This is a genomic window from Microbacterium sp. EG9, assembly GCF_059759475.1.
Map to the genome: position 1 here is coordinate 176,261 of NZ_CM186217.1, position 18,332 is coordinate 194,592.

Consider the following 18,332-nt stretch of genomic DNA (forward strand, 5'->3'; position numbering starts at 1 on the left):
GGGTCGCTCCCGCCGGTCGTCGAGCGAGCGCGGGGGGTCGCTCCCCGCCGGTCGTTGAGCGAGCGCAGCGAGTCGAAACGCAGCGCTCCCCGCCGGTCGTTGAGCGAGCGCAGCGAGTCGAAACGCAGCGCGTATGACGTTTCGTGACGAACGCTTACGCCCCGTGACCGGCGACTGGCTCCGCCCTCGGGTCGCATGGTGGGCTGGATCATCCCGAACACCGCAGCGCCATCCGGCGCATCCCAGGAGACCACCATGTCCCGATTCACCCGCACGGCCCTCGCGGCGGCATCCACCGTCGCCGTGGTCGCCCTCCTCGCCGGCTGCGCCTCCGGCGCCTCCGCTCCGTCCGCCTCGGACGGCAGCGGCGAGCCGAAGACCGGCGGCACCCTGACCTACCTCGAGCCGCAGACCTGGACGACGCTGTATCCGCCGTCCGCGGGCTTCTACCCCAACGGCGGCATCGTCAACAACATCACCGACCGTCTGCTCTACCAGAACCCCGAGACGCTCGAGCTCGAGCCGTGGATCGCGACCGACTACAAGGTCAACGACGACGCGACCGAGTACACGTTCGATCTGCGCACCGACGTCACCTACTCCGACGGCACGCCGCTGACCGCGGCCAACGTCGTCAAGAACATCGACCTCTACGGCAAGGGCGACAAGGGTCGCGCCCTGACCGTGTCCGAGGCGATCAACAACTACGACCACGGTGAGGTCACCGGCGAGCACACGGTCGTCTTCCACTTCACGGCACCGTCGCCCGGCTTCGCCCAGGCCGTCTCGACCATCAACTCGGGGCTGCTCTCCGACGCGACGCTCGACCGCACGAGCGAGCAGTTCGGCCCCGGCAACGCCACCAAGATCATCGGCAGCGGCCCGTTCGTCATCTCCGACGAGCAGATCGGCACGCAGACCAGCGTGACCGCGCGCAAGGACTACAACTGGGCGCCGCCGTCGCTGAAGCACCAGGGCGCCGCCTACCTCGACGGCATCGACTACGTCGTCGCCGCCGAGAACAGCGTCCGCGTCGGCACGGTCGTCGCCGGCCAGGCCGACATCGCCCGCAACATCCCCGCACCCGACGAGGCCCAGTTCGCGGCCGGCGGCCTGTCGCTGCACGCCGCCGCGACCAACGGCGTCAACAACGGCCTGAGCTTCCGCTTCCGCGAGCCGCGTCTGGCCGACGTGCGGGTGCGCCAGGCGATCATCGCCGGCATCGACCGTCAGAAGATCGTCGACACCCTGTTCACGAAGAACTACCCCCTCGCCACCGGTGCGCTCGCCACGACCGCCCTCGGCTACGTCGACACCTCGTCGTACTACACGTACGACCCGGAGAAGGCGGCCGCCCTGCTCGACGAGGCCGGCTGGACGCTGGGCTCCGACGGCATCCGCGCGAAGGACGGCGAGAAGCTGACGCTCTCCTTCAACGAGGCGCTGCCGCAGCCGCGCTCCAAGGAGGTCGTGACCCTCATCCAGGAGCAGCTGGGCAAGCTCGGCATCCAGGTGTCGCTGTTCGCGGGCGACATGGCCGCGCAGACCAAGGCGTCGACCGATCAGAGCACGATCCAGGTGTACCACTCGATGGTCGGCCGCGCGGACTTCGATGTGCTGAAGTCCCAGTACTTCTCCAAGAACCGCAACACGCTGCTCAACCTCAACCCGGCCGACGGCACCGTCGGCGACCCGGAGCTCGACACGCTGCTGCAGGCGATCGCGTCCGAGCCCACGACGGCCGAGCGTCAGGCGGCGTCCGAGGCGGCGCAGAAGTACCTCGCCGAGAACGCGTACATCCTGCCGATCTTCGAGGAGCCGCAGGTGTTCGGCCTGACCGCCAAGGTGCAGGGCTTCGAGACGGAGTCGGTCGGTCGCCCGACGTTCTACTCGACCTGGCTCGCAGGCTGAGAACCCGGTTCCCGGACCGGTTCACGGAGAATCCATGTCGTACGTCCTTCGTCGTGTGGGCCAGGCGGTGCTCGTCCTCGCTCTGGCCTACACGGCGGCCTATCTGCTGCTGGCGGCCCTCCCGGGCGATGCCGTCATCGCCCGGTACGGGAGCCCCGAGCTGGGGCTCACCCCCGAGCAGATCGAGGCGATCCGCCAGTCGCTGGGTGCCGATCAGCCGCTCATCGTCCAGTACTTCCGCTCGATCGCGGGCTTCCTGACGGGAGACTTCGGCTATTCGGTGGCCAGCGGCGCCGCCGTCTCCGACCTGATCGCGACCGCGTTGCCGCCGACGCTCACGCTGGCCGTGCTCGGCCTCGCGCTCGCGGTCTTCCTGGCGGTGACGATCGCGTTCACCGCGACGTACGGCGCCGGGCGGGCGCTGCGGCGCGTCTTCCGCAGCATCCCCCCGCTGTTCGTCTCGCTGCCGGTCTTCTGGATCGGCATCATCCTGATCCAGGTCTTCTCGTTCCGCCTCGGGCTCGTCCCGGTGATCGGGGCCGACCCGGTGCAGGCGCTCATCCTGCCCGTGATCACGCTCGCGATCCCGATCGCCGCTCCGCTGGCGCAGGTGCTCATGCGCTCGATCGACGAGGTGCGCGAGCAGCCGTTCGTCGCGGTCGTCCGCGCCCGCGGCGCGAGCACGCCGTGGTTGCTGTGGCGCAACGTCGCCCGCAACGCCCTCCTGCCGACGCTCACGATGGCGGGTCTGCTGTTCGGCGAGCTCGTCGGCGGCGCCGTCGTCACCGAGACGGTGTTCGCGCGGGCCGGCATCGGCCAGCTCACCGCCCAGGCCGTCGCGAACCGCGACACCCCGGTGCTGCTGGCCGTGGTCGTGATCTCCACCGTCGCCTTCGTCGTCATCAACCTGATCGTCGATCTGCTCTACCCCGTGCTCGACGCGCGGCTGCGCACCGCCGGCCGCACCCGCGGCGGCGCGAGCGCGGCCGATGAGACGGATGCCGCGGAGCGCGCCGTCGACGAGCGCCTGGATGCCGAGGTCGGCGACCCCGTCGGCGCCGCAACCCGAGGAGAGACCCGATGACCGCGCTCGCCACCACCGCCGGCCTCGCCGGCGACACGGCACCCGGCGGCTCCGGCCCCGGCGCTCCCGCCGCCGATCGCCGCCTCCGCTGGCGGAGCCTCCTCTCGCGCGCCGGCTTCGTCGTCCCGGCCCTCGTGATCGTCGTGGCCCTGCTGTGGGCGCTGTTCCCGAGCCTGTTCACGAGCCAGAACCCGACGGAGACCGTCGCGCCCGCGCTGCAGGCGCCGAGCGCCGAGCACTGGTTCGGCACCGACGCCACGGGCCGCGACCTCTACGCCCGCGTCGTCTACGGCGCGTCGCAGTCGATCATCGGCGCGCTCGTCGCCGTGCTCGTCGGACTCATTGTGGGAACGGCCATCGGACTGGCGGCCGGCGCCCTCGGCGGGCCCGTCGACGAGGTGCTCATGCGCGTGGTCGACGTGCTCCTCGCGATCCCGGCCCTGCTGCTGTCGCTGAGCGTGGTCATCCTGCTCGGCTTCGGCACCACCAGCGCCGCGGTGGCGGTCGGTGTGACGTCGATCGCCGTGTTCGCGCGTCTCGCGCGCTCCCGCGTGGTCAGCGTGCGCGTCACCGATTTCGTCGAGGCCGCCTACGGCTCCGGCGGCACCTTCTTCGGCGTGCTCTGGCGGCACATCCTCCCCAACTCGCTGACCCCGGTGATCGCCCTGGCCGCTCTGCAGTTCGGCTCGGCGATCCTGCAGATCTCCACCCTCGGCTTCCTCGGCTACGGCGCTCCGCCGCCCACGCCCGAGTGGGGTCTGCTCATCGCCGAGGGGCGCAACTACGTCGCGACGGCCTGGTGGCTGACCGTGCTTCCCGGTCTCATCGTCGTGTTCGTCGTGCTGGCCACCAACCGCCTCAGCCAGGCCCTCAGAGGAGGCGATGCCGCGTGAGCGCGCAGCCGCTGCTGTCCATCCGCGACCTGGCCGTGCAGTACCGCACCCGCCGGGGCCCCGTCGACGCCGTGCGCGGCGTCTCGTTCGATGTCGAGGCGGGGTCGGTCACGGCGCTCGTCGGCGAGTCGGGCTCGGGCAAGACCACCGTGGCGCAGGCGGTCATCGGCCTCCTGGCCGGCAACGGCCGCGTGGCCGGCGGCAGCATCCGCCTGTCCGAGCGCACGGACGGACCCACCGAGCTCGTGGGACTGTCGGAGCGGCGCTGGCGGCACCTGCGCGGACGCTGCATCGCGCTCATCCCGCAGGACCCGGGCAACTCGCTGAACCCGGCCGCGACGATCGGATGGAGCGTCGCGGAGGCGCTGCGCATCCACGGCTGGAAGGACCGCGCCAAGATCCAGACGCGCGTCATCGACCTGCTCGAGCGCGTCGGCATCGACGACCCCGAGACCCGCGCGCGCCAGTACCCGCACGAGCTGTCGGGCGGGATGCGCCAGCGCGTCCTCATCGCGGCGGCTCTCGCGCTGCAGCCCGAGCTGATCATCGCCGACGAGCCCACCAGTGCGCTCGACGTGACGGTGCAGCGGACGGTCCTCGACCTGCTCGATGAGCTCCGGGCCGAGACGGGCACCGGCATCCTCTTCATCACGCACGACCTCGCCGTCGCGGCCGATCGTTCGGATGCGCTCGTGGTGATGCGCGCCGGTCAGGTGCAGGAGGCCGGAGCGACGGCCGCGGTCCTCGCGGCGCCCGCATCCGCGTACACCCGCACCCTCCTCGCCGATGCGCCGTCGCTCGCGCGCGTCGTCGACCGGGTCGCCCCGGATGCCGCGGCCGGCGCGGACACGCTCGTGGAGGTCTCCGCGCTCACGCAGGAGTTCCGCCGCGCGGGACGCTCGCCGCTGCGGGCGGTCGACGACGTGTCGTTCACCGTCGCCCGCGGCACGACCCACGCGCTCGTCGGGGAGTCGGGCTCGGGCAAAACCACCACGGGGCGCTCGATCGCGGGCTTCAACAGCCCGACGCGCGGGACCATCCGCGTCGGCGGCACGGAGGTCACGGCGCTGTCGGGCGGGCGCGCGCGGCGCGCGTTCCACCGCACCACCCAGCTCGTGTACCAGAACCCGTACGCGTCGCTCGATCCGCGCCAGAGCATCGCCGACATCCTCGCCGAGCCCCTGCGCAACTTCGGCATCGGCTCCCGCGCCGACCGCGCCGACCGCGTGGCGCACCACCTCGAGCTGGTCGCGCTCGCGCCCGAGATCGGGGCGCGGCATCCGCGGGAGCTCTCCGGAGGGCAGCGCCAGCGCGTCGCGATCGCCCGGGCGCTGATCGTCGAACCCGAGCTGGTCGTGCTCGACGAGGCGGTCTCGGCGCTCGACGTGACGGTGCAGGCGCAGATCCTGCGGCTGCTCGCGCGGCTGCAGAGCGAGCTCGGCCTCACCTACGTGTTCATCTCGCACGACCTCGCCGTCGTCCGCCAGATCGCCGACACCGTCTCGGTGCTGCGCCGCGGCCGCCAGGTCGAGCACGGCGCCGCCGCGACCGTCTTCGACCGTCCGCAGCACGAGTACACCCGCGAGCTGCTCGCCGCGATCCCGGGCGCATCGCTGCGCGAGGAGACGGCGACGCCCCCCGACCCGACCGCCCCCCGCAAGGAAGAGGTACCCGCATGAGCGGCCCCCGTCTCGGCTTCTTCAGCCGCGTGCTCGAAGAGGCGTCCGCCGCCGACCGCTACCGGTTCGCGATCGAGCAGATCGCCCAGGCCGAGCGCAGCGGCTTCGCGTCGGCCTGGGTCGCGCAGCACCACTTCGGCGAGCACGAGGGCGGGCTGCCCTCGCCGTTCGTGCTGCTGGCCGCCGCGGCGGAGCGCACGAGCCGCATCGCGCTGGCGACCGGTGTCGTCACGCTGCCCCTCGACGACCCGCTGCGGGTCGCGGAGGACGCCACCGTGCTCGATCAGCTGAGCGGCGGGCGCGTGCAGCTGGGTCTGGCCACCGGCGGCACGCCGTCGTCGTTCGCGGCGTTCGGGCGGGAGTCCGACCGGCGGCGGGAGATCTTCGCCGACCACCTCGACGTGCTCCTCGACGCACTCGAGGGCCGCGGCGTCCGCGGCACCGACTCGCACATCTACCCCGCCGCGGGCGACCTGTCGGCGCGCATCTGGCAGGCGACCTTCTCGGTCGACGGCGGACGCCGCGCGGGCGAGCGGGGCGACGGCCTGCTGCTGTCGCGCACGCAGCCGCGCACGCCGGAAGCTCCCGACGCGCCGCTGCACGAGCTGCAGCTGCCGATCATCGAGGCGTACCGCGCCGCCCTGCCCGAGGGTGCGCCCGTGCGCATCCTCGCGTCGCGGACCGCGCTCGTCGTCGATCCCGAGGACCGCACGCGCGCCCTCGAACTGGCCGGCGACGGCCTGCGCCACCTCGCCCGCACGATGTTCGGCATCGACACCGAGGGGGTCTCGCTCGACGAGCTCGTCCGGATCACCGACACCCATGTGGGCACGGTCGACGAGGTCGTGGCGTCGCTGTCGGCCGACCAGACGCTGCCGGCGGCCAGCGACGTGTCGTTCCAGGTGCACTCGATCGCGGCGACCCACGAGCTCACGCTCCGCTCGCTGCAGCTGCTCGCCGACGAGGTCGCTCCGCGCCTCGGCTTCACCGTCGGCCCCGACGCCGCCGCCGACCTCCATCGCGCGCACCGGCCGCTCGCCTTCGCCGGCACCCCCACGGAAGGAATCGCATGAGCACGCCCACCGCCGACATCATCGACCTGCTGGCCGGCATCGCGCCGGGCGACGCGCTCGCCGCCGTGCGCGATCAGCGCGCGCAGGCGCGGGAGAACGCGCAGCGCAGCTTCGAGGCGCTCCTCGAGCCCACCGACCCGGGCACCTTCCCGCTCGCCGAGCGGTACGCGGTGGCCTCCTTCGTCTCGCAGCTGCACGGGTTCGCCGAGGCGACGGCGTTCTACGGCGACCTCCTCGGCGACGAGGCCCCCGCGCTGACCTCCGTCGTCGCGGCGGCCGCGGCCTCCGCCGCCGCGACCGGGCCGTTCGGCGCCTACCGCGAGCCGCGTCTGCAGGGGGAGTCCACCGACGGCGCGCGCTGGACACCCGACGCGGCGACCGCGGAGGCGCTCCAGACGCGACTGGCGGCCGCCTTCACGCACACGCACCTGCTCGTCTTTCGTCCGCGCGAGGCCCGCGCCGAGGCGATCCAGGCCCTTGTGGATGCCGGATGGAGCCCCGACGACATCGTGTCGCTGTCGCAGCTCGTCGCGTTCCTCACGTTCCAGTTGCGGGTCGCGTGGGGGCTGCGCACGCTCGCCGCGGCCTCCGTCGCCGTTCCCGCCGCCGCCGTGTCCGAAGGAGCCTGACATGACCGACACCGTCACCACGTACACCGACCTCGCCCGCCCCGACGCCTTCACGCAGCAGGGGCTCGGCTGGGTGCCGTGGCTGCTGCCGGTGGCCGAGGACGAGCTGACCGACGTGCAGCGCGACGCGCTCATCGAGCCCGCGCGCGCGAAGATGCCGTACTTCCGACTGCTCGCACGCGACCCCGAGGCGCTGCGCGCCCGCACGCTCACCGACCTCGACATCTTCTACAACGTCTCGGGCGGCATCGGGCGCGCCGAGCGGGAGCTGGCCGCCGCGGCCACCTCCCGTCACAACGGCTGCGTCTTCTGCGCCTCCGTGCACGCCGCCTCCGCCACCCGCGAGTCCGGTCGCGAGGCCGACGTGCAGCGCCTGCTCGACGAGGGCGTGGAGGCCGACCTCGGCGACGAGACGTGGAACGCGGTGGTCGCGGCATCCGTGGCGCTCGCCGACACCCCGCTCGCGTTCGGCGAGGCCGACATCGCGCGCCTGCGGGATGCGGGCCTCGACGACGCCGAGATCGTCGACGTCATCGGCGGCGCCGCGTTCTTCAACTGGGCGAACCGCCTCATGCTGTCGCTCGGCGAGCCCGAAGTGCCCGCGCGACGCGCCGCGACCCGATAGACGTTCCACCCCGATAGCGAGGACATCCATGAGCATCCCCACCCTTCTCGACCACGTCGTGATCGCCGGCCCCGACCTGGCCGCCCTGGTCGACTGGTTCGCCGAGCGCACCGGTGTCGTCGCCGCGCCCGGCGGCGCGCACCCGACCGGCACCGCCAACGCGCTCGTCGCGCTCACCGTCGACGGCAGCCGCGGCCCGCAGTACATCGAGCTGATCGGCCCGAACCCGGCGCGTCCCGAGCCGGAACTGCCGGAGACCTTCGGCATCGCCACCCTCGCCGCGCCCCGCGTGCAGGCCTACGCGGTGCACCCGTCCGACATCGAGGCGACGGTCGCCACCGCCCGCGCCGGTGGCTACGACCCGGGTGACGTCAGCGACCTCTCGCGGCGCACGCCCGACGGAACGCTGCTGGAGTGGCGGCTCACCCGCGGGGAGAACCGTCGCATCGACGTGCCGTTCCTCATCGACTGGGGCACGACCCCGCAGCCGGGCCTCAGCGACATCCCCACCATCGAGCTGGTCTCGCTCGTGCGCACCGAGCCCGACCCGGCGCCGCTGCAGGCGATCCTGGGCGCGTACGGCCTGGGCGACGGCGTCGCGGAGGTCGTGGCGGGTGAGGAGTCGGGATTCCGGCTCACGTTGCGCCGCGCCGACGGCGAGCTCGTCGAGCTGTGAGCGCCGACGCGGAGATCGCGGACGCCGTCGAGCGGCTCCGCCCCGAGCTCGAGCGGCTCGCGCGCGAGCTCTACGACGAGCCCGAGATCGGCTTCGAGGAGCACGCGTCGGTCGCCCGCATCGCGTCGCTGCTGGCGGCACACGGTGTGGATGTCGAGGTCGGCGCCTTCGGCCTCGACACCGCCCTGCGCGCGAGCACGGCCGCGGCGGGCGCGGCATCCGGCCCGCACTTCGCGATCATCGCCGAGTACGACGCCCTGCCGGGCATCGGCCACGCCTGCGGGCACAACGTGATCGCGGCCGTCGCCGTGGGCGCGTACCTCGCGGCGGCGCCGGTGGTCGCCGGCCTCGGCGGGCGGTTGTCGCTCATCGGCACCCCCGCCGAGGAGAACGGCGGCGGCAAGGAGCTCATCATCCGCGCCGGCGGCTTCGACGACGTCGATGCCGCGGGCATGGTGCACCCCTCGAGCGGATCGGGCACCAGCTCGGTGCTCGGCCAGCGCACCACCGGGGTGCGGCGAGTCGCCGTGACCTATCACGGCCGCGCCGCGCACGCCGCGGGGGCACCGTGGCTCGGCCGCAACGCGCTCGACGGCGTCGTGACGGCGTACCAGAGCATCGCGCAACTGCGCCAGCACATCCTGCCGACCGACCGCCTCCACGGCATCATCACCGACGGCGGCGCCGCGCCCAACATCGTGCCCGAACGCGCCTCGGCGCTGTTCTACGTGCGGTCGGCCGACGTCGCCGCGCTCCGCGAGCTGACCGACCGCGTCGTCGCGGTGCTGGAGGGTGCTGCGCTCGCCACGGGAACGCGCGCCGAGATCGACGTCGACCCGGTCCCGCCGTACCTGCCGCTGCAGACGAACACCGCCCTCACCTCGCGCTGGGTGGATGCGTTCGCCGCACGCGGGCACGAGGTCCCGCCGCCGGCCGAGCCGCCGCAGGGCGGACCGTCGACCGACATGGGAAACGTCAGCCGGCTCGTGCCGTCGATCCACCCGTCGCTCGGCCTCGGCGGACCCGACGACGTCTTCCCGCACAACGCGGCCTTCGCCGATCTCACGGTGCTGCCGGCCGCGACCGACGCGCTCGTGGATGCCGCGGCCGCCCTCGCCGCGACGGCCGTCGCCTACGCGGCCGACCCCGAGCTGCGCGCCGCGGCGGCGGCGGAGTTCGCGGCATCCGGCGGCCCCTCCCGCTGGGCGGACTGAGCGCGCTGCGCGGACGCGGACAGGCGAAGCGACGACACCGGACCCCGCGGTGCGGGGCCCGGTGTCGGAGTCAGGAGGTCGCGGAGCTGGTCCGGAACGGCGCGAGCAGGGCGCTCCAGCCCGCGGTCAGCTGGGCGTACTCCTCCGGACACCCGGCGGCGCGGTCGCCGTCGAGGACGCCGTCGGTGACGAGGTAGTCGTAGCGGTCCGGGGCGGCCCCGTAGACGTAGCAGAGGAAGTTCGCCGACCTCTGCGCGTCGAGTCCGTGCGTGTCGGAGAACGGGAGCTCGTCGATGGTCGTGACCGCCTGCGCCCGCAGGTAGTAGAGCTTCGCCACCGTGATCAGCGAGTCGGTGTCGGCCTCGGTGCCGGTGAGCGCGTAGACGGAGAACTGGTCGGCCACGTCCTCCTCCCGGCCCGTGAATGCGAGGTCCAGCTCGGCCAGCAGGGCGTGGCCGCCCTCGTGGAAGAGGACCTCGCGAGCGCTCTCGAGCAGCTGCGTGTCGATGTCCGCGTCGGCGGTGCCGTCGGCGCGCAGTGAGACGCGCTCGCTCGCGGGTAGTTCGTAGCACACGGTGATCGTCGAGTCCTGCGCCGTGTAGAACGCGTTGGCGTCCTGGCACTCCTTCGCGACGAGGGTGATGTCCTTCGGCAGGCGCACCGTCTCCTCCATCCACGCGGCGAAGGCTTCGAGGAGCCCGGCGTCCTGCAAGAGGCGTCGTTCGGTCTCGTTCTCCGGTGTCGTCGTCGCCGCGTAGTCGACGACGACGTGGCCGGCGGACGATGCCCCGCTCGCCGCGGCGTCGGGGTCCGGCGCCGTGCATCCGGCCAGCAGGGCCGTCGCGGCGGCGAGGACACTCACGATGCGGGCGCGGCGGGAGAGGAGGCGAGGGCGCATGGGGAGCATCCTCGCAGAGGACCGCTCGTGGGGCGAGGTCAAGGGGTCACGGCGATCTCGTCGCGACCGGCAGGATGGTCGCATGACGATCGAGGTGTGGGCGCCGCGCGCGGCGCGGGTGCGACTGCGGCGACCGGGGCTCGACGACGTCGAGCTGACCGCGGGGGAGGCCGGCTGGTGGACGGCTCCGCTGACGCTGGCGTCCGGCGACGAGTACGGTTTCGTGCTCGACGACGGCGCCGTGCGCCCCGACCCGCGCTCGCGGCGTCAGCCGCGGGGCGTGCACGAGCTCTCGGCCTGGGACGACCCGGCATCCTTCGCCTGGACCGATGCGGCCTGGACCGGGCGTCAGCTCGCCGGGGGACTCGTCTACGAGCTGCACGTCGGCACCTTCACGCACGAGGGCACGCTGGATGCCGCGATCGGGCGCCTGCCGCACCTCGTCGACCTGGGCGTCACGCACGTCGAGCTGCTGCCGGTGAACGGCTTCAACGGCACGCACAACTGGGGCTACGACGGCGTGCTCTGGTACACGGTGCAGGAGGACTACGGCGGGCCGGAGGCGTACCGCCGCTTCGTCGACGCGGCGCACGCGGCGGGCCTCGCGGTCGTGCAGGACGTCGTCTACAACCACCTCGGCCCCTCGGGAAACTACCTGCCCGAGTTCGGGCCGTACCTGCGTGACGGGCAGAGCACGACGTGGGGATCGAGCGTCGATCTCGATCAGCGCGCGGTGCGCGACCACATCATCGACAACGCGCTGATGTGGCTCGGGGACATGCACGTCGACGGTCTGCGCCTGGACGCCGTGCACGCCCTGCACGAGTCGGCCGCAAGCCCCGTGCACATCCTGCGGGAGATCGCCGAGCGGGTCGACGCGCTGTCGGCCCACCTCGGCCGGCCGCTGACGCTCATCGCAGAGAGCGACCTCAACGACCCGGTGATGATCCTTCCGCGCGAGGCCGGCGGCTACGGGCTCACCGCGCAGTGGGTCGATGACTGGCATCACGCGGTGCACGTCGCCCTCACCGGGGAGACGGAGGGGTACTACGCCGACTTCGCCGACCCGCAGGCGCTGCCGAAGACGTGGACCGGCGGCTTCTACCACGACGGCACGTTCTCCTCGTTCCGGGATCGCGACTGGGGGGCGCCGATCCCCGCCGCGGTGCCGTCATGGCGCCTGGTGACCTTCGCGCAGGATCACGACCAGATCGGCAACCGCGCCGCCGGCGACCGGCTCAGCCAGTCGCTGTCGGCGGAGCGCCTCGAGGTGGCGGCGGTGCTGACGATGACCGCCCCCGGCACGCCGATGCTGTTCATGGGGGAGGAGTGGGGGGCCTCGACGCCCTGGCAGTTCTTCACCTCGCATCCCGAGCCCGAGCTCGCCGCCGCGACCCGCGAGGGCCGCACGGCGGAGTTCGCGCGGATGGGCTGGGACGAGGCGCTCGTGCCCGACCCGAACGATCCCGCGACGTTCGAGCGGTCGAAGCTGGACTGGGCGGAGCCCGGCGCCGGCGTGCACGCGCGACTGCTGGAGCTGTACCGGGCGCTGTCGCGGCTGCGGCGAGCCCGCCCCGAGCTGACCGACCCGGATCGCCGCGGGCACGAGGCCGAGAGCGCCGGTCCCGGACGGTGGGTGCTCCGCCGCGACGCCGCGGCCGTCTACGTCAACCTCTCGCCCGAGCCGTGGAGCATCGACCTCGACGGGCGCGAGGTGTGGCTCGCCACGTCCGGCGCCCCCGCGGGCGCTGCGGACGCCGGCGCCCTCGCGCTCCCGGCGGACACCGCCGCGATCGTCGGCCCTGTGTCTCGCTGACCACCGGTGTCTCGCTGACCGCCGGTGCGCCGGGAGCCGTCGCGGTGCCTGTCAAGGGCCTGGCGCACGGCGGCATCCCTGCATACCGTGAGAGGCATGGACACTTCTCGCGGCACGCAGAGCCCCACGGGCGCGGACCTCGCGCGTCAGATCGTCGTCATCTCCGCGGTGGTCTTCATGATCATCGCCGCGATGGTGGGGACCGGACTGTTCGGCGGCACGAACGTCCGCGACCTGCAGGGCGGCGCACTGGATGCCGATGCGACCGTGCTCGCGCCGGCGACGCCGGCGTTCTCGATCTGGTCCGTCGTCTACGTCCTCATGGTCGCCTACGCCGTCTGGCAGGCCCTGCCCGCACAGCGTGGGCGGGAGCGCCAGCGGCGCGCGGGGTGGTGGATCGCGATCACCGCCGTCCTCAACGGCGGCTGGCTCCTCGCGGCGCAGTTCCTCACGCTGCCGGCCACGGTGATCGCGATCATCGTGCTCTTGGTCGCCCTGGGCGCGACGCTGCGGGCTCTCGTGCGGACGCCTCCGGAGACGTGGGCCGATCGACTGCTCATGGACGGCACCGTCGGCATCCACCTCGGCTGGGTGAGCCTCGCGACGGTCGCCAACATCACGGCCTGGCTGGCCGCGGACGTCGTGCCCGCGATGGATGCCGACAGTCAGCAGCTGTGGGGCGTGATCGTCCTGGTGGTCGTCGCCCTCGTCGGTGTCGCGGTCGCGTTCGGATCGGGCGGACGCATCGCCCCGGCGCTCGCGATGTCGTGGGGCCTCGTGTGGATCGGGATCGCGCGCACGAGCGGCGAGCCGCACGCCCCCGCCGTCGCGACCGCGGCCTTCGTCGTGGCCGTCGTCGTGCTGGTCTCGGCGATCGCGGCGGCAGGTCGCCGACGCGCGGTCGCCGCGACCATCGGGGACTGACGAGGGTCGCGCGTCAGAACGTCTGCGAGAAGGCGCGGAGGATGCGCATCGGCTCGGTGAGCGTGGCGGCGAGCACCAGCCCGGCGATGCGGTCGTAGTCGTGGGCCGCGAAGTAGCCGTCGTCGCGGTAGACCGCCATGCGCTCCGTGAAGGCGCGACCGGTGGGCTCGGGGTGGAACTGGGTCGCGTAGAGCGTGTCGCCCAGGCGATAGGCCTGCACGGGGCAGGCCTCGTTGGTCGCGAGCAGCACCGCACCCTCCGGCATCCGCCCCGTTCCCTCCTTGTGCGCGGTGAGCGCCGAGAAGGTGGGCGCGAGGGCGCCGAACAGGCCGTCGCGGCGGGCCTCGTCCGTCAGGTTCACGACCGTCGGTCCGGTGTCTTCGGGGTAGGCGCGCGTGACCTCCCCGCCGAGCGTGCGGGTCGCGACGCCGATGCCGTAACACGTGAAGAGGGCCGCGGTCTCCCCGGCCGCCGCCGCCTCCGCCAGGCGCGCCAGGTCGGCTTCGAGACGTCGCTGCGCCGCGGTCTTCGCCGACTCGGGGTCGGTCACGTTGAACGGGCTTCCCCCGACGACGGCGCCGCGCCACCGGACGGCGGCATCGGCCGGCCACGGGTCGCGGACGAGGTCCCACCGTTGCAGATCGCCTTCGTCGAGGTGCATGGCGAGACGGAACGATTCGTACTCGGCGGCCGCCGCGCCCTGCTGGGGGCGCGCGCACACGTAGACGAGCGGAGCCATGCGGAGAGTCTAGGCGGCGATGCCGCGACGCGGCCGCGTGTGACGTCAGCGCGACGAGTTGGCGGTGCGCCCGCGCACGATCCCGATGAACGCGTCGACGAGCGGTCCGTTGTCGCCGTCGGCCGACACGGGCCACGCGAGGGCCACGGTCGACACCGGTCCGCCGACGAGGGGGCGGAAGGTGGCGTCCTTGCGGTGGTGTAGCCGCGCGAGCGACATCGGCACGATCACGACGCCGACCCCCGACGCGGCGATCGCGATCGCCTCGCCGACGCTCTCGGGTGCCGCGAACCGGGGAACGAGCGCTCCGGGCACCGCGATCTCGACGGGCGGATGCTGCGGCGCGATGACGACCTCGCCGTCGAGGTCGTCGAGCGTGAGCTCGTCGGCCGCCGTCAGATGCGAGTCGGCGGCGCAGACCACCACCGGCACCTCGTCGTACAGCTCGATGACGTGCAGCCCCGCGCGATCCAGCGGGAGGCGGACGAGGGCAGCGTCGACGGATGCCGAGGCGACTGCCTCACGCTGATCGGCAATGCCCAGGGGTACCAGGTCGACCGCGACACGCGGCATCCGCTCACGCCAGCGGTCGATCCAGGTGCCCGGCGTCGCGCCCTCGATCGCGCCGAGTCGGAACGTGCCGTGCGGCTCGACGGGCGGCGGTGCGGGCCTCTTCTGCGGCGGCTTCTTGGCCGCGCCCGCGGGCGCTCCGGACGTGCGCCCCGAACCCGGGCGGGCGGGTCTGCCCCCGCGCCGGTTCGCGCGTCCCGCACCACTGCCTGCCATGCAGGCCAGCGTAGCCGGGTGGGCCGGCGGACGACGCGGGACGGGCGGGCGTCAGGCGGCCAGGCGCAATCCGCGGCGGTCGGTCGCGACGCGCTCGCCGTCGGCGATCTGCTCGTCGTCGCCGATGAGCGATCCGCCCGCGACGCGCGCGTGCGCGCCGACGACGGTGCGGACACCGATCTTCGCGCGCGGGCCGATGGCCGCGCCGGATCCGATGTGCGCGTGCGGGGCGATCTCCGCGTCGGGGCCGATGACCGCGTCGGGCTCGATCCAGACGCCGCGGCCGATGTGGGCGCCCGCGGCGATCTGCGCGCCCGGTTCGACATACGCGCCCGCTTCGACGAGCGCGGAGGCGTGCACCTTCGCGCCGTTCGCGACCAGCCCGCGGCCGTTGACGTGCTTTCGATAGCGGAGCGTCTGCCCGCGATCGTCTTCGATGTCGATGTAGTTCTTACCCACGAATCCCTCCTGGTGATCGCAACCGCGTCGGGGCGGGAATCATTCCCGGCCGGGCGTCGGGGCGAACACGACCGTCCGCTGCACGCCGTAGCTGACCACGAAGAGGGTCGTCTCGGTCGCGATCTTCGCCAGCAGGACGGGGATGCCGGCGTCCGTCAGGGCGCTGAGGATGCCGTAGTTCGCCGCCAGCAGCAACCCCGCGAGCGAGAAGTAGCGCAGCGCCGTCGTGCGCGTGGGAAGCGACCGGGCGCGACCGAACACGAACGAGCGGTTGACGGCGAAATTCACGCTGGCGCTCAACAGACGTGCGAAGACCACCGAGAAGAGCAGCCACCCGGTCAACGCGTCCAGCACGAGCAGCGCGGCGGTGTCGATGGCGAAGGCGAGCAGCGCCGAGGCCGTGAACCTCAGCAGCGGGCCGTACACGCGCACCGAGTCCGCCACCGGCCGGAAGTGGCTGGAGCGGTTGCCGTCGAGGTAGACGGTCTCGATCGGCACCTCCGCGAGCGCGATCCCGGCGCCGCGGGCGCGCAGCAGCATCGCCAGCTCGTACTCGAACCGGTCGCCGGGAACCTGTTGCAGCCACGGCAGCGTCGCGGCCGGATACCCCCGCAGTCCCGTCTGGGTGTCGCGCAGCCGCTGCCCGGTCGCCAGGCGGAAGGCCCAGCGGGTGGTGCCGTTGCCGACGCGGCTGCGCAGCGGCACCTCCCCGGAGAAGGCGCGGGCCCCGAGCACGATCGTGCGTGCGCGGGCCGCGTCGTCCGCCGTCGGTGTCGTCGCCGTCGGCGTCGCTGCGGGGGTGCCGGCCCGCGGGCCGGAGGCGGAGCCGGCGGACTGGCCGACGAGTTCCCGCGGACGCCGCGCGCCGTCGGGATCGACCGCCTCGGCGACGCGGCGGATGTCCGCCGGGGTGTGCTGGCCGTCGGCATCCGCCGTCACCACCGCCGCGCCCGGCCATGCCCGCGCGGCGTGAGCGAACCCGGTGCGCAGCGCCGCGCCCTTTCCGCGGTTGCGTCCGTGCCGGAGCACGACGGCGCCCGCCGCCGCGGCGGCCGCGAACACCGGGGCGAACCGCTCACCCGAGCCGTCGTCGACGACCAGGACGGGCGTCTCGGGCGCCGCGGCGGTGAGGGCGGCGATCACGTCGACGAGACGGCCGTCGGGCTCGTACGCGGGGATCAGGACGATGTGCATCGCGATCACCCCGCCGCGATGTAGAGGATGTCGCTCGTCGCTCGCTCGCCCCCGTTGGAGGGCTTGTTGACGACCGTGCCGTTGAACCACATCTCGCTCGACCCGCCCCCGTCGAGGTTGTACGCCGTGGTGGCGCCCAGCGAGACCATGATGTCGGCGAGTCCGCTCATCGTGACGCCCGCGCTGTAGCCCGGACTGCGCCCGTCGACCACCACAATCACGATGTGGTTCTCGTCGATGACGCCGATCGCCGTGCGGGGCTGCTCGCCCTGGATCGAATGGTTGCCGATGTTGGTGTCGATCTCGACGTCGTCGATGCCGGAGACGACCGCGCCGTCCTCCACCAGCGCGGGACCGAAGCTCAACGTGTTCCACGCCCCGTCGGCGAGCAGCTCCGCGGCCGAGGTCTGCGTCTCGTCGTACACCGCCGCCGTGCCGTCCTTGTAGAAGACGAGGCCCTCGCGTGCGCCGTCGTCGCGGAAGACGACGCCGTTGCGGATGACGATCCCCGAGTCGCGGAAGCCGTAGTAGTCGCCGTTGACGGCGAACACCGCCCCGTTGGCGGTCGCCGTGTCGCTCACGAGGGCCGTGATGTTCTCGCCGAACTGGTTGTTCGCGAAGGCGCTGCGCAGCGCGGTCGCGTCGCTCAGCGTGATGTCGGCGACGTAGTACGTGACCGTGGCGTCCCCGGTGCCCTGGGTGTGCGTGCTGATCGAGATCGCCGCGTCGTCGGAGGTGTAGGTGGTGGCGGTGACGACGGGCGTCGAGGCCGTGCTCGTCGCGTCGGCGGACGCCGATGCCGTGGGGGATGCCGAGGCCGTGCCGTTCTGCGCCGCCTCGTAGGCGGCGACGTCCGAGACGACGACGTGGGGGACGACGAACCGGTCGAGTGCCCAGGCCGTCCCGCCCCCCGCGGCGAGCAGGACCGCGACCCCACCGGCGATGAGGGAGTGCTTGACACGCTTTTTCATGAGGACCACCCTCGGCGGTCGCGGTAGGCGCCCCCTTGGCGGCGGCTACGCGGCGGCTATGAACGTCGCGCCCCGCGGATGTTGCGAAGATGGATGCCGTGACCGCTCCCGCAGATGACGACCCGACCACCGGTCCGACGCTCGTCTTCGACACCAAGGCGCAGGATCACTCGGTCGGCGAAGACATCCTCGGCCTGCTCACCGGGACCTTCCTCGTCTCCTCGGGACTGCACCTGCTGCACGCCACACAGGCGGTGACCGGCGGCACGGCCGGCCTCTCGCTGCTCCTCGGTTACGCGACCGGCTGGCCGTTCTGGGTGCTCTTCGCCGCGGTCAACCTGCCCTTCGCCCTGCTGGCGGTCTGGCGTCGGGGCTGGGACTTCACGATCCGCACGGTGATCTCCATCGCGCTCGTGTCGGCGTTCGCGCCGCTGCACGACGCCCTCTTCCCCATCGAGGGGTTGCAGCCGCTCTACGGCACCCTCGCCGGCAACCTGCTGGCGGGCGTGGGGGTGCTCATCCTCTTCCGCCATCGCGCGAGCGTCGGCGGCATCAACATCATCGGGCTGGAGATCCAGGACCGCACGGGCTTCCGGGCGGGCTGGACGATGATGATCTTCGACGTGCTGATCGTCGCGCTCGCGCTGCTGGTCGTCCCCTGGCAGAACGTGCTGATGAGCGCCGCCGGCGCGGTGCTCCTCAACCTGGTGCTGGCCCTGAACCACCGTCCCGGCCGCTACCTCGGTCGCTGACCCGCGCGC

General features: G+C 72.9%; 18 protein-coding genes. 12 read left to right on the forward strand and 6 right to left on the reverse strand.

What is annotated here, in order from left to right; all coding sequences use genetic code 11:
* Window positions 1-255 precede the first annotated feature (255 nt).
* Genes AC6CQV_RS00750 through AC6CQV_RS00790 form a run of 9 tightly spaced genes read left to right on the forward strand, consistent with a single transcriptional unit; the run spans window position 256 to window position 9,784 of the window.
* Complete coding sequence (locus AC6CQV_RS00750; protein ID WP_498259998.1) at window positions 256-1,911, forward strand: TIGR04028 family ABC transporter substrate-binding protein; 1,656 nt, start codon at window positions 256-258, stop codon at window positions 1,909-1,911.
* Between the two features lie 34 nt (window positions 1,912-1,945).
* Window positions 1,946-2,995: an ABC transporter permease gene (locus AC6CQV_RS00755; RefSeq protein WP_498259999.1), complete on the forward strand. Its 1,050-nt coding sequence runs from the start codon at window positions 1,946-1,948 to the stop codon at window positions 2,993-2,995.
* Window positions 2,992-3,888, forward strand: coding sequence for an ABC transporter permease (locus AC6CQV_RS00760; RefSeq protein WP_061782447.1), 897 nt, complete (start codon window positions 2,992-2,994; stop codon window positions 3,886-3,888). Before AC6CQV_RS00755 ends, AC6CQV_RS00760 begins: the two co-directional genes overlap by 4 nt.
* Window positions 3,885-5,567: a dipeptide ABC transporter ATP-binding protein gene (locus AC6CQV_RS00765; protein ID WP_498260000.1), complete on the forward strand. Its 1,683-nt coding sequence runs from the start codon at window positions 3,885-3,887 to the stop codon at window positions 5,565-5,567. Before AC6CQV_RS00760 ends, AC6CQV_RS00765 begins: the two co-directional genes overlap by 4 nt.
* Complete coding sequence (locus tag AC6CQV_RS00770; RefSeq protein WP_498260001.1) at window positions 5,564-6,640, forward strand: putative FMN-dependent luciferase-like monooxygenase; 1,077 nt, start codon at window positions 5,564-5,566, stop codon at window positions 6,638-6,640. The genes AC6CQV_RS00765 and AC6CQV_RS00770 overlap by 4 nt, the downstream gene beginning before the upstream one ends.
* Window positions 6,637-7,269 (forward strand): CMD domain protein, encoded by a 633-nt coding sequence (locus tag AC6CQV_RS00775; RefSeq protein ID WP_498260002.1) that lies wholly within the window; start codon window positions 6,637-6,639, stop codon window positions 7,267-7,269. Before AC6CQV_RS00770 ends, AC6CQV_RS00775 begins: the two co-directional genes overlap by 4 nt.
* 1 nt (window position 7,270) lies before the next feature.
* The gene (locus AC6CQV_RS00780) at window positions 7,271-7,894 is read left to right on the forward strand and encodes an alkylhydroperoxidase domain protein (RefSeq protein WP_498260003.1); all 624 of its coding nucleotides are present in this window, start codon (window positions 7,271-7,273) and stop codon (window positions 7,892-7,894) included.
* Between the two features lie 28 nt (window positions 7,895-7,922).
* Window positions 7,923-8,570, forward strand: coding sequence for a VOC family protein (locus AC6CQV_RS00785; RefSeq protein WP_060958363.1), 648 nt, complete (start codon window positions 7,923-7,925; stop codon window positions 8,568-8,570).
* Complete coding sequence (locus AC6CQV_RS00790) at window positions 8,567-9,784, forward strand: amidohydrolase (protein WP_061782442.1); 1,218 nt, start codon at window positions 8,567-8,569, stop codon at window positions 9,782-9,784. The genes AC6CQV_RS00785 and AC6CQV_RS00790 overlap by 4 nt, the downstream gene beginning before the upstream one ends.
* Window positions 9,785-9,854: 70 nt before the next feature.
* Here the strand turns inward: AC6CQV_RS00790 and AC6CQV_RS00795 are convergent, their stop codons facing one another.
* Entirely contained in the window at window positions 9,855-10,682 is an 828-nt protein-coding gene (locus AC6CQV_RS00795) for a DUF4344 domain-containing metallopeptidase (protein ID WP_498260004.1), read from the reverse strand.
* 82 nt (window positions 10,683-10,764) lie between these two features.
* Between AC6CQV_RS00795 and treZ the strand changes: the two genes are divergently transcribed.
* Both treZ and AC6CQV_RS00805 read left to right on the forward strand, forming a co-directional pair.
* On the forward strand, window positions 10,765-12,498 hold the full coding sequence (gene treZ, locus AC6CQV_RS00800; RefSeq protein ID WP_498260005.1) for a malto-oligosyltrehalose trehalohydrolase: 1,734 nt from the start codon (window positions 10,765-10,767) through the stop codon (window positions 12,496-12,498).
* 96 nt (window positions 12,499-12,594) lie between these two features.
* Entirely contained in the window at window positions 12,595-13,422 is an 828-nt protein-coding gene (locus tag AC6CQV_RS00805) for a TspO/MBR family protein (RefSeq protein ID WP_498260006.1), read from the forward strand.
* Window positions 13,423-13,435: 13 nt separating this feature from the next.
* Here the strand turns inward: AC6CQV_RS00805 and AC6CQV_RS00810 are convergent, their stop codons facing one another.
* From AC6CQV_RS00810 to AC6CQV_RS00830, 5 genes are read right to left on the reverse strand one after another with little or no spacing between them, the layout of a single operon-like run.
* Window positions 13,436-14,161 (reverse strand): glutamine amidotransferase-related protein, encoded by a 726-nt coding sequence (locus AC6CQV_RS00810; RefSeq protein WP_101306917.1) that lies wholly within the window; start codon window positions 14,159-14,161, stop codon window positions 13,436-13,438.
* Window positions 14,162-14,206: 45 nt separating this feature from the next.
* Window positions 14,207-14,947, reverse strand: coding sequence for a LysR substrate-binding domain-containing protein (locus AC6CQV_RS00815; RefSeq protein WP_498260007.1), 741 nt, complete (start codon window positions 14,945-14,947; stop codon window positions 14,207-14,209).
* A 51-nt stretch (window positions 14,948-14,998) separates the two neighbouring features.
* On the reverse strand, window positions 14,999-15,406 hold the full coding sequence (locus tag AC6CQV_RS00820) for a transferase (protein ID WP_061782438.1): 408 nt from the start codon (window positions 15,404-15,406) through the stop codon (window positions 14,999-15,001).
* A 39-nt stretch (window positions 15,407-15,445) separates the two neighbouring features.
* Window positions 15,446-16,600 carry a bifunctional glycosyltransferase family 2/GtrA family protein gene (locus AC6CQV_RS00825; RefSeq protein ID WP_191009101.1) on the reverse strand — a complete coding sequence of 385 codons (1,155 nt, stop codon included), beginning with the start codon at window positions 16,598-16,600 and terminating at the stop codon, window positions 15,446-15,448.
* A 5-nt stretch (window positions 16,601-16,605) separates the two neighbouring features.
* On the reverse strand, window positions 16,606-17,571 hold the full coding sequence (locus AC6CQV_RS00830) for a phosphodiester glycosidase family protein (protein WP_498260008.1): 966 nt from the start codon (window positions 17,569-17,571) through the stop codon (window positions 16,606-16,608).
* Between the two features lie 89 nt (window positions 17,572-17,660).
* On the opposite strand from AC6CQV_RS00830, the gene AC6CQV_RS00835 reads away from it, so the two are divergent.
* Window positions 17,661-18,323, forward strand: a complete 663-nt coding sequence (locus AC6CQV_RS00835; protein ID WP_498260009.1) for a YitT family protein — start codon at window positions 17,661-17,663, stop codon at window positions 18,321-18,323.
* Window positions 18,324-18,332: the final 9 nt, after the last annotated feature.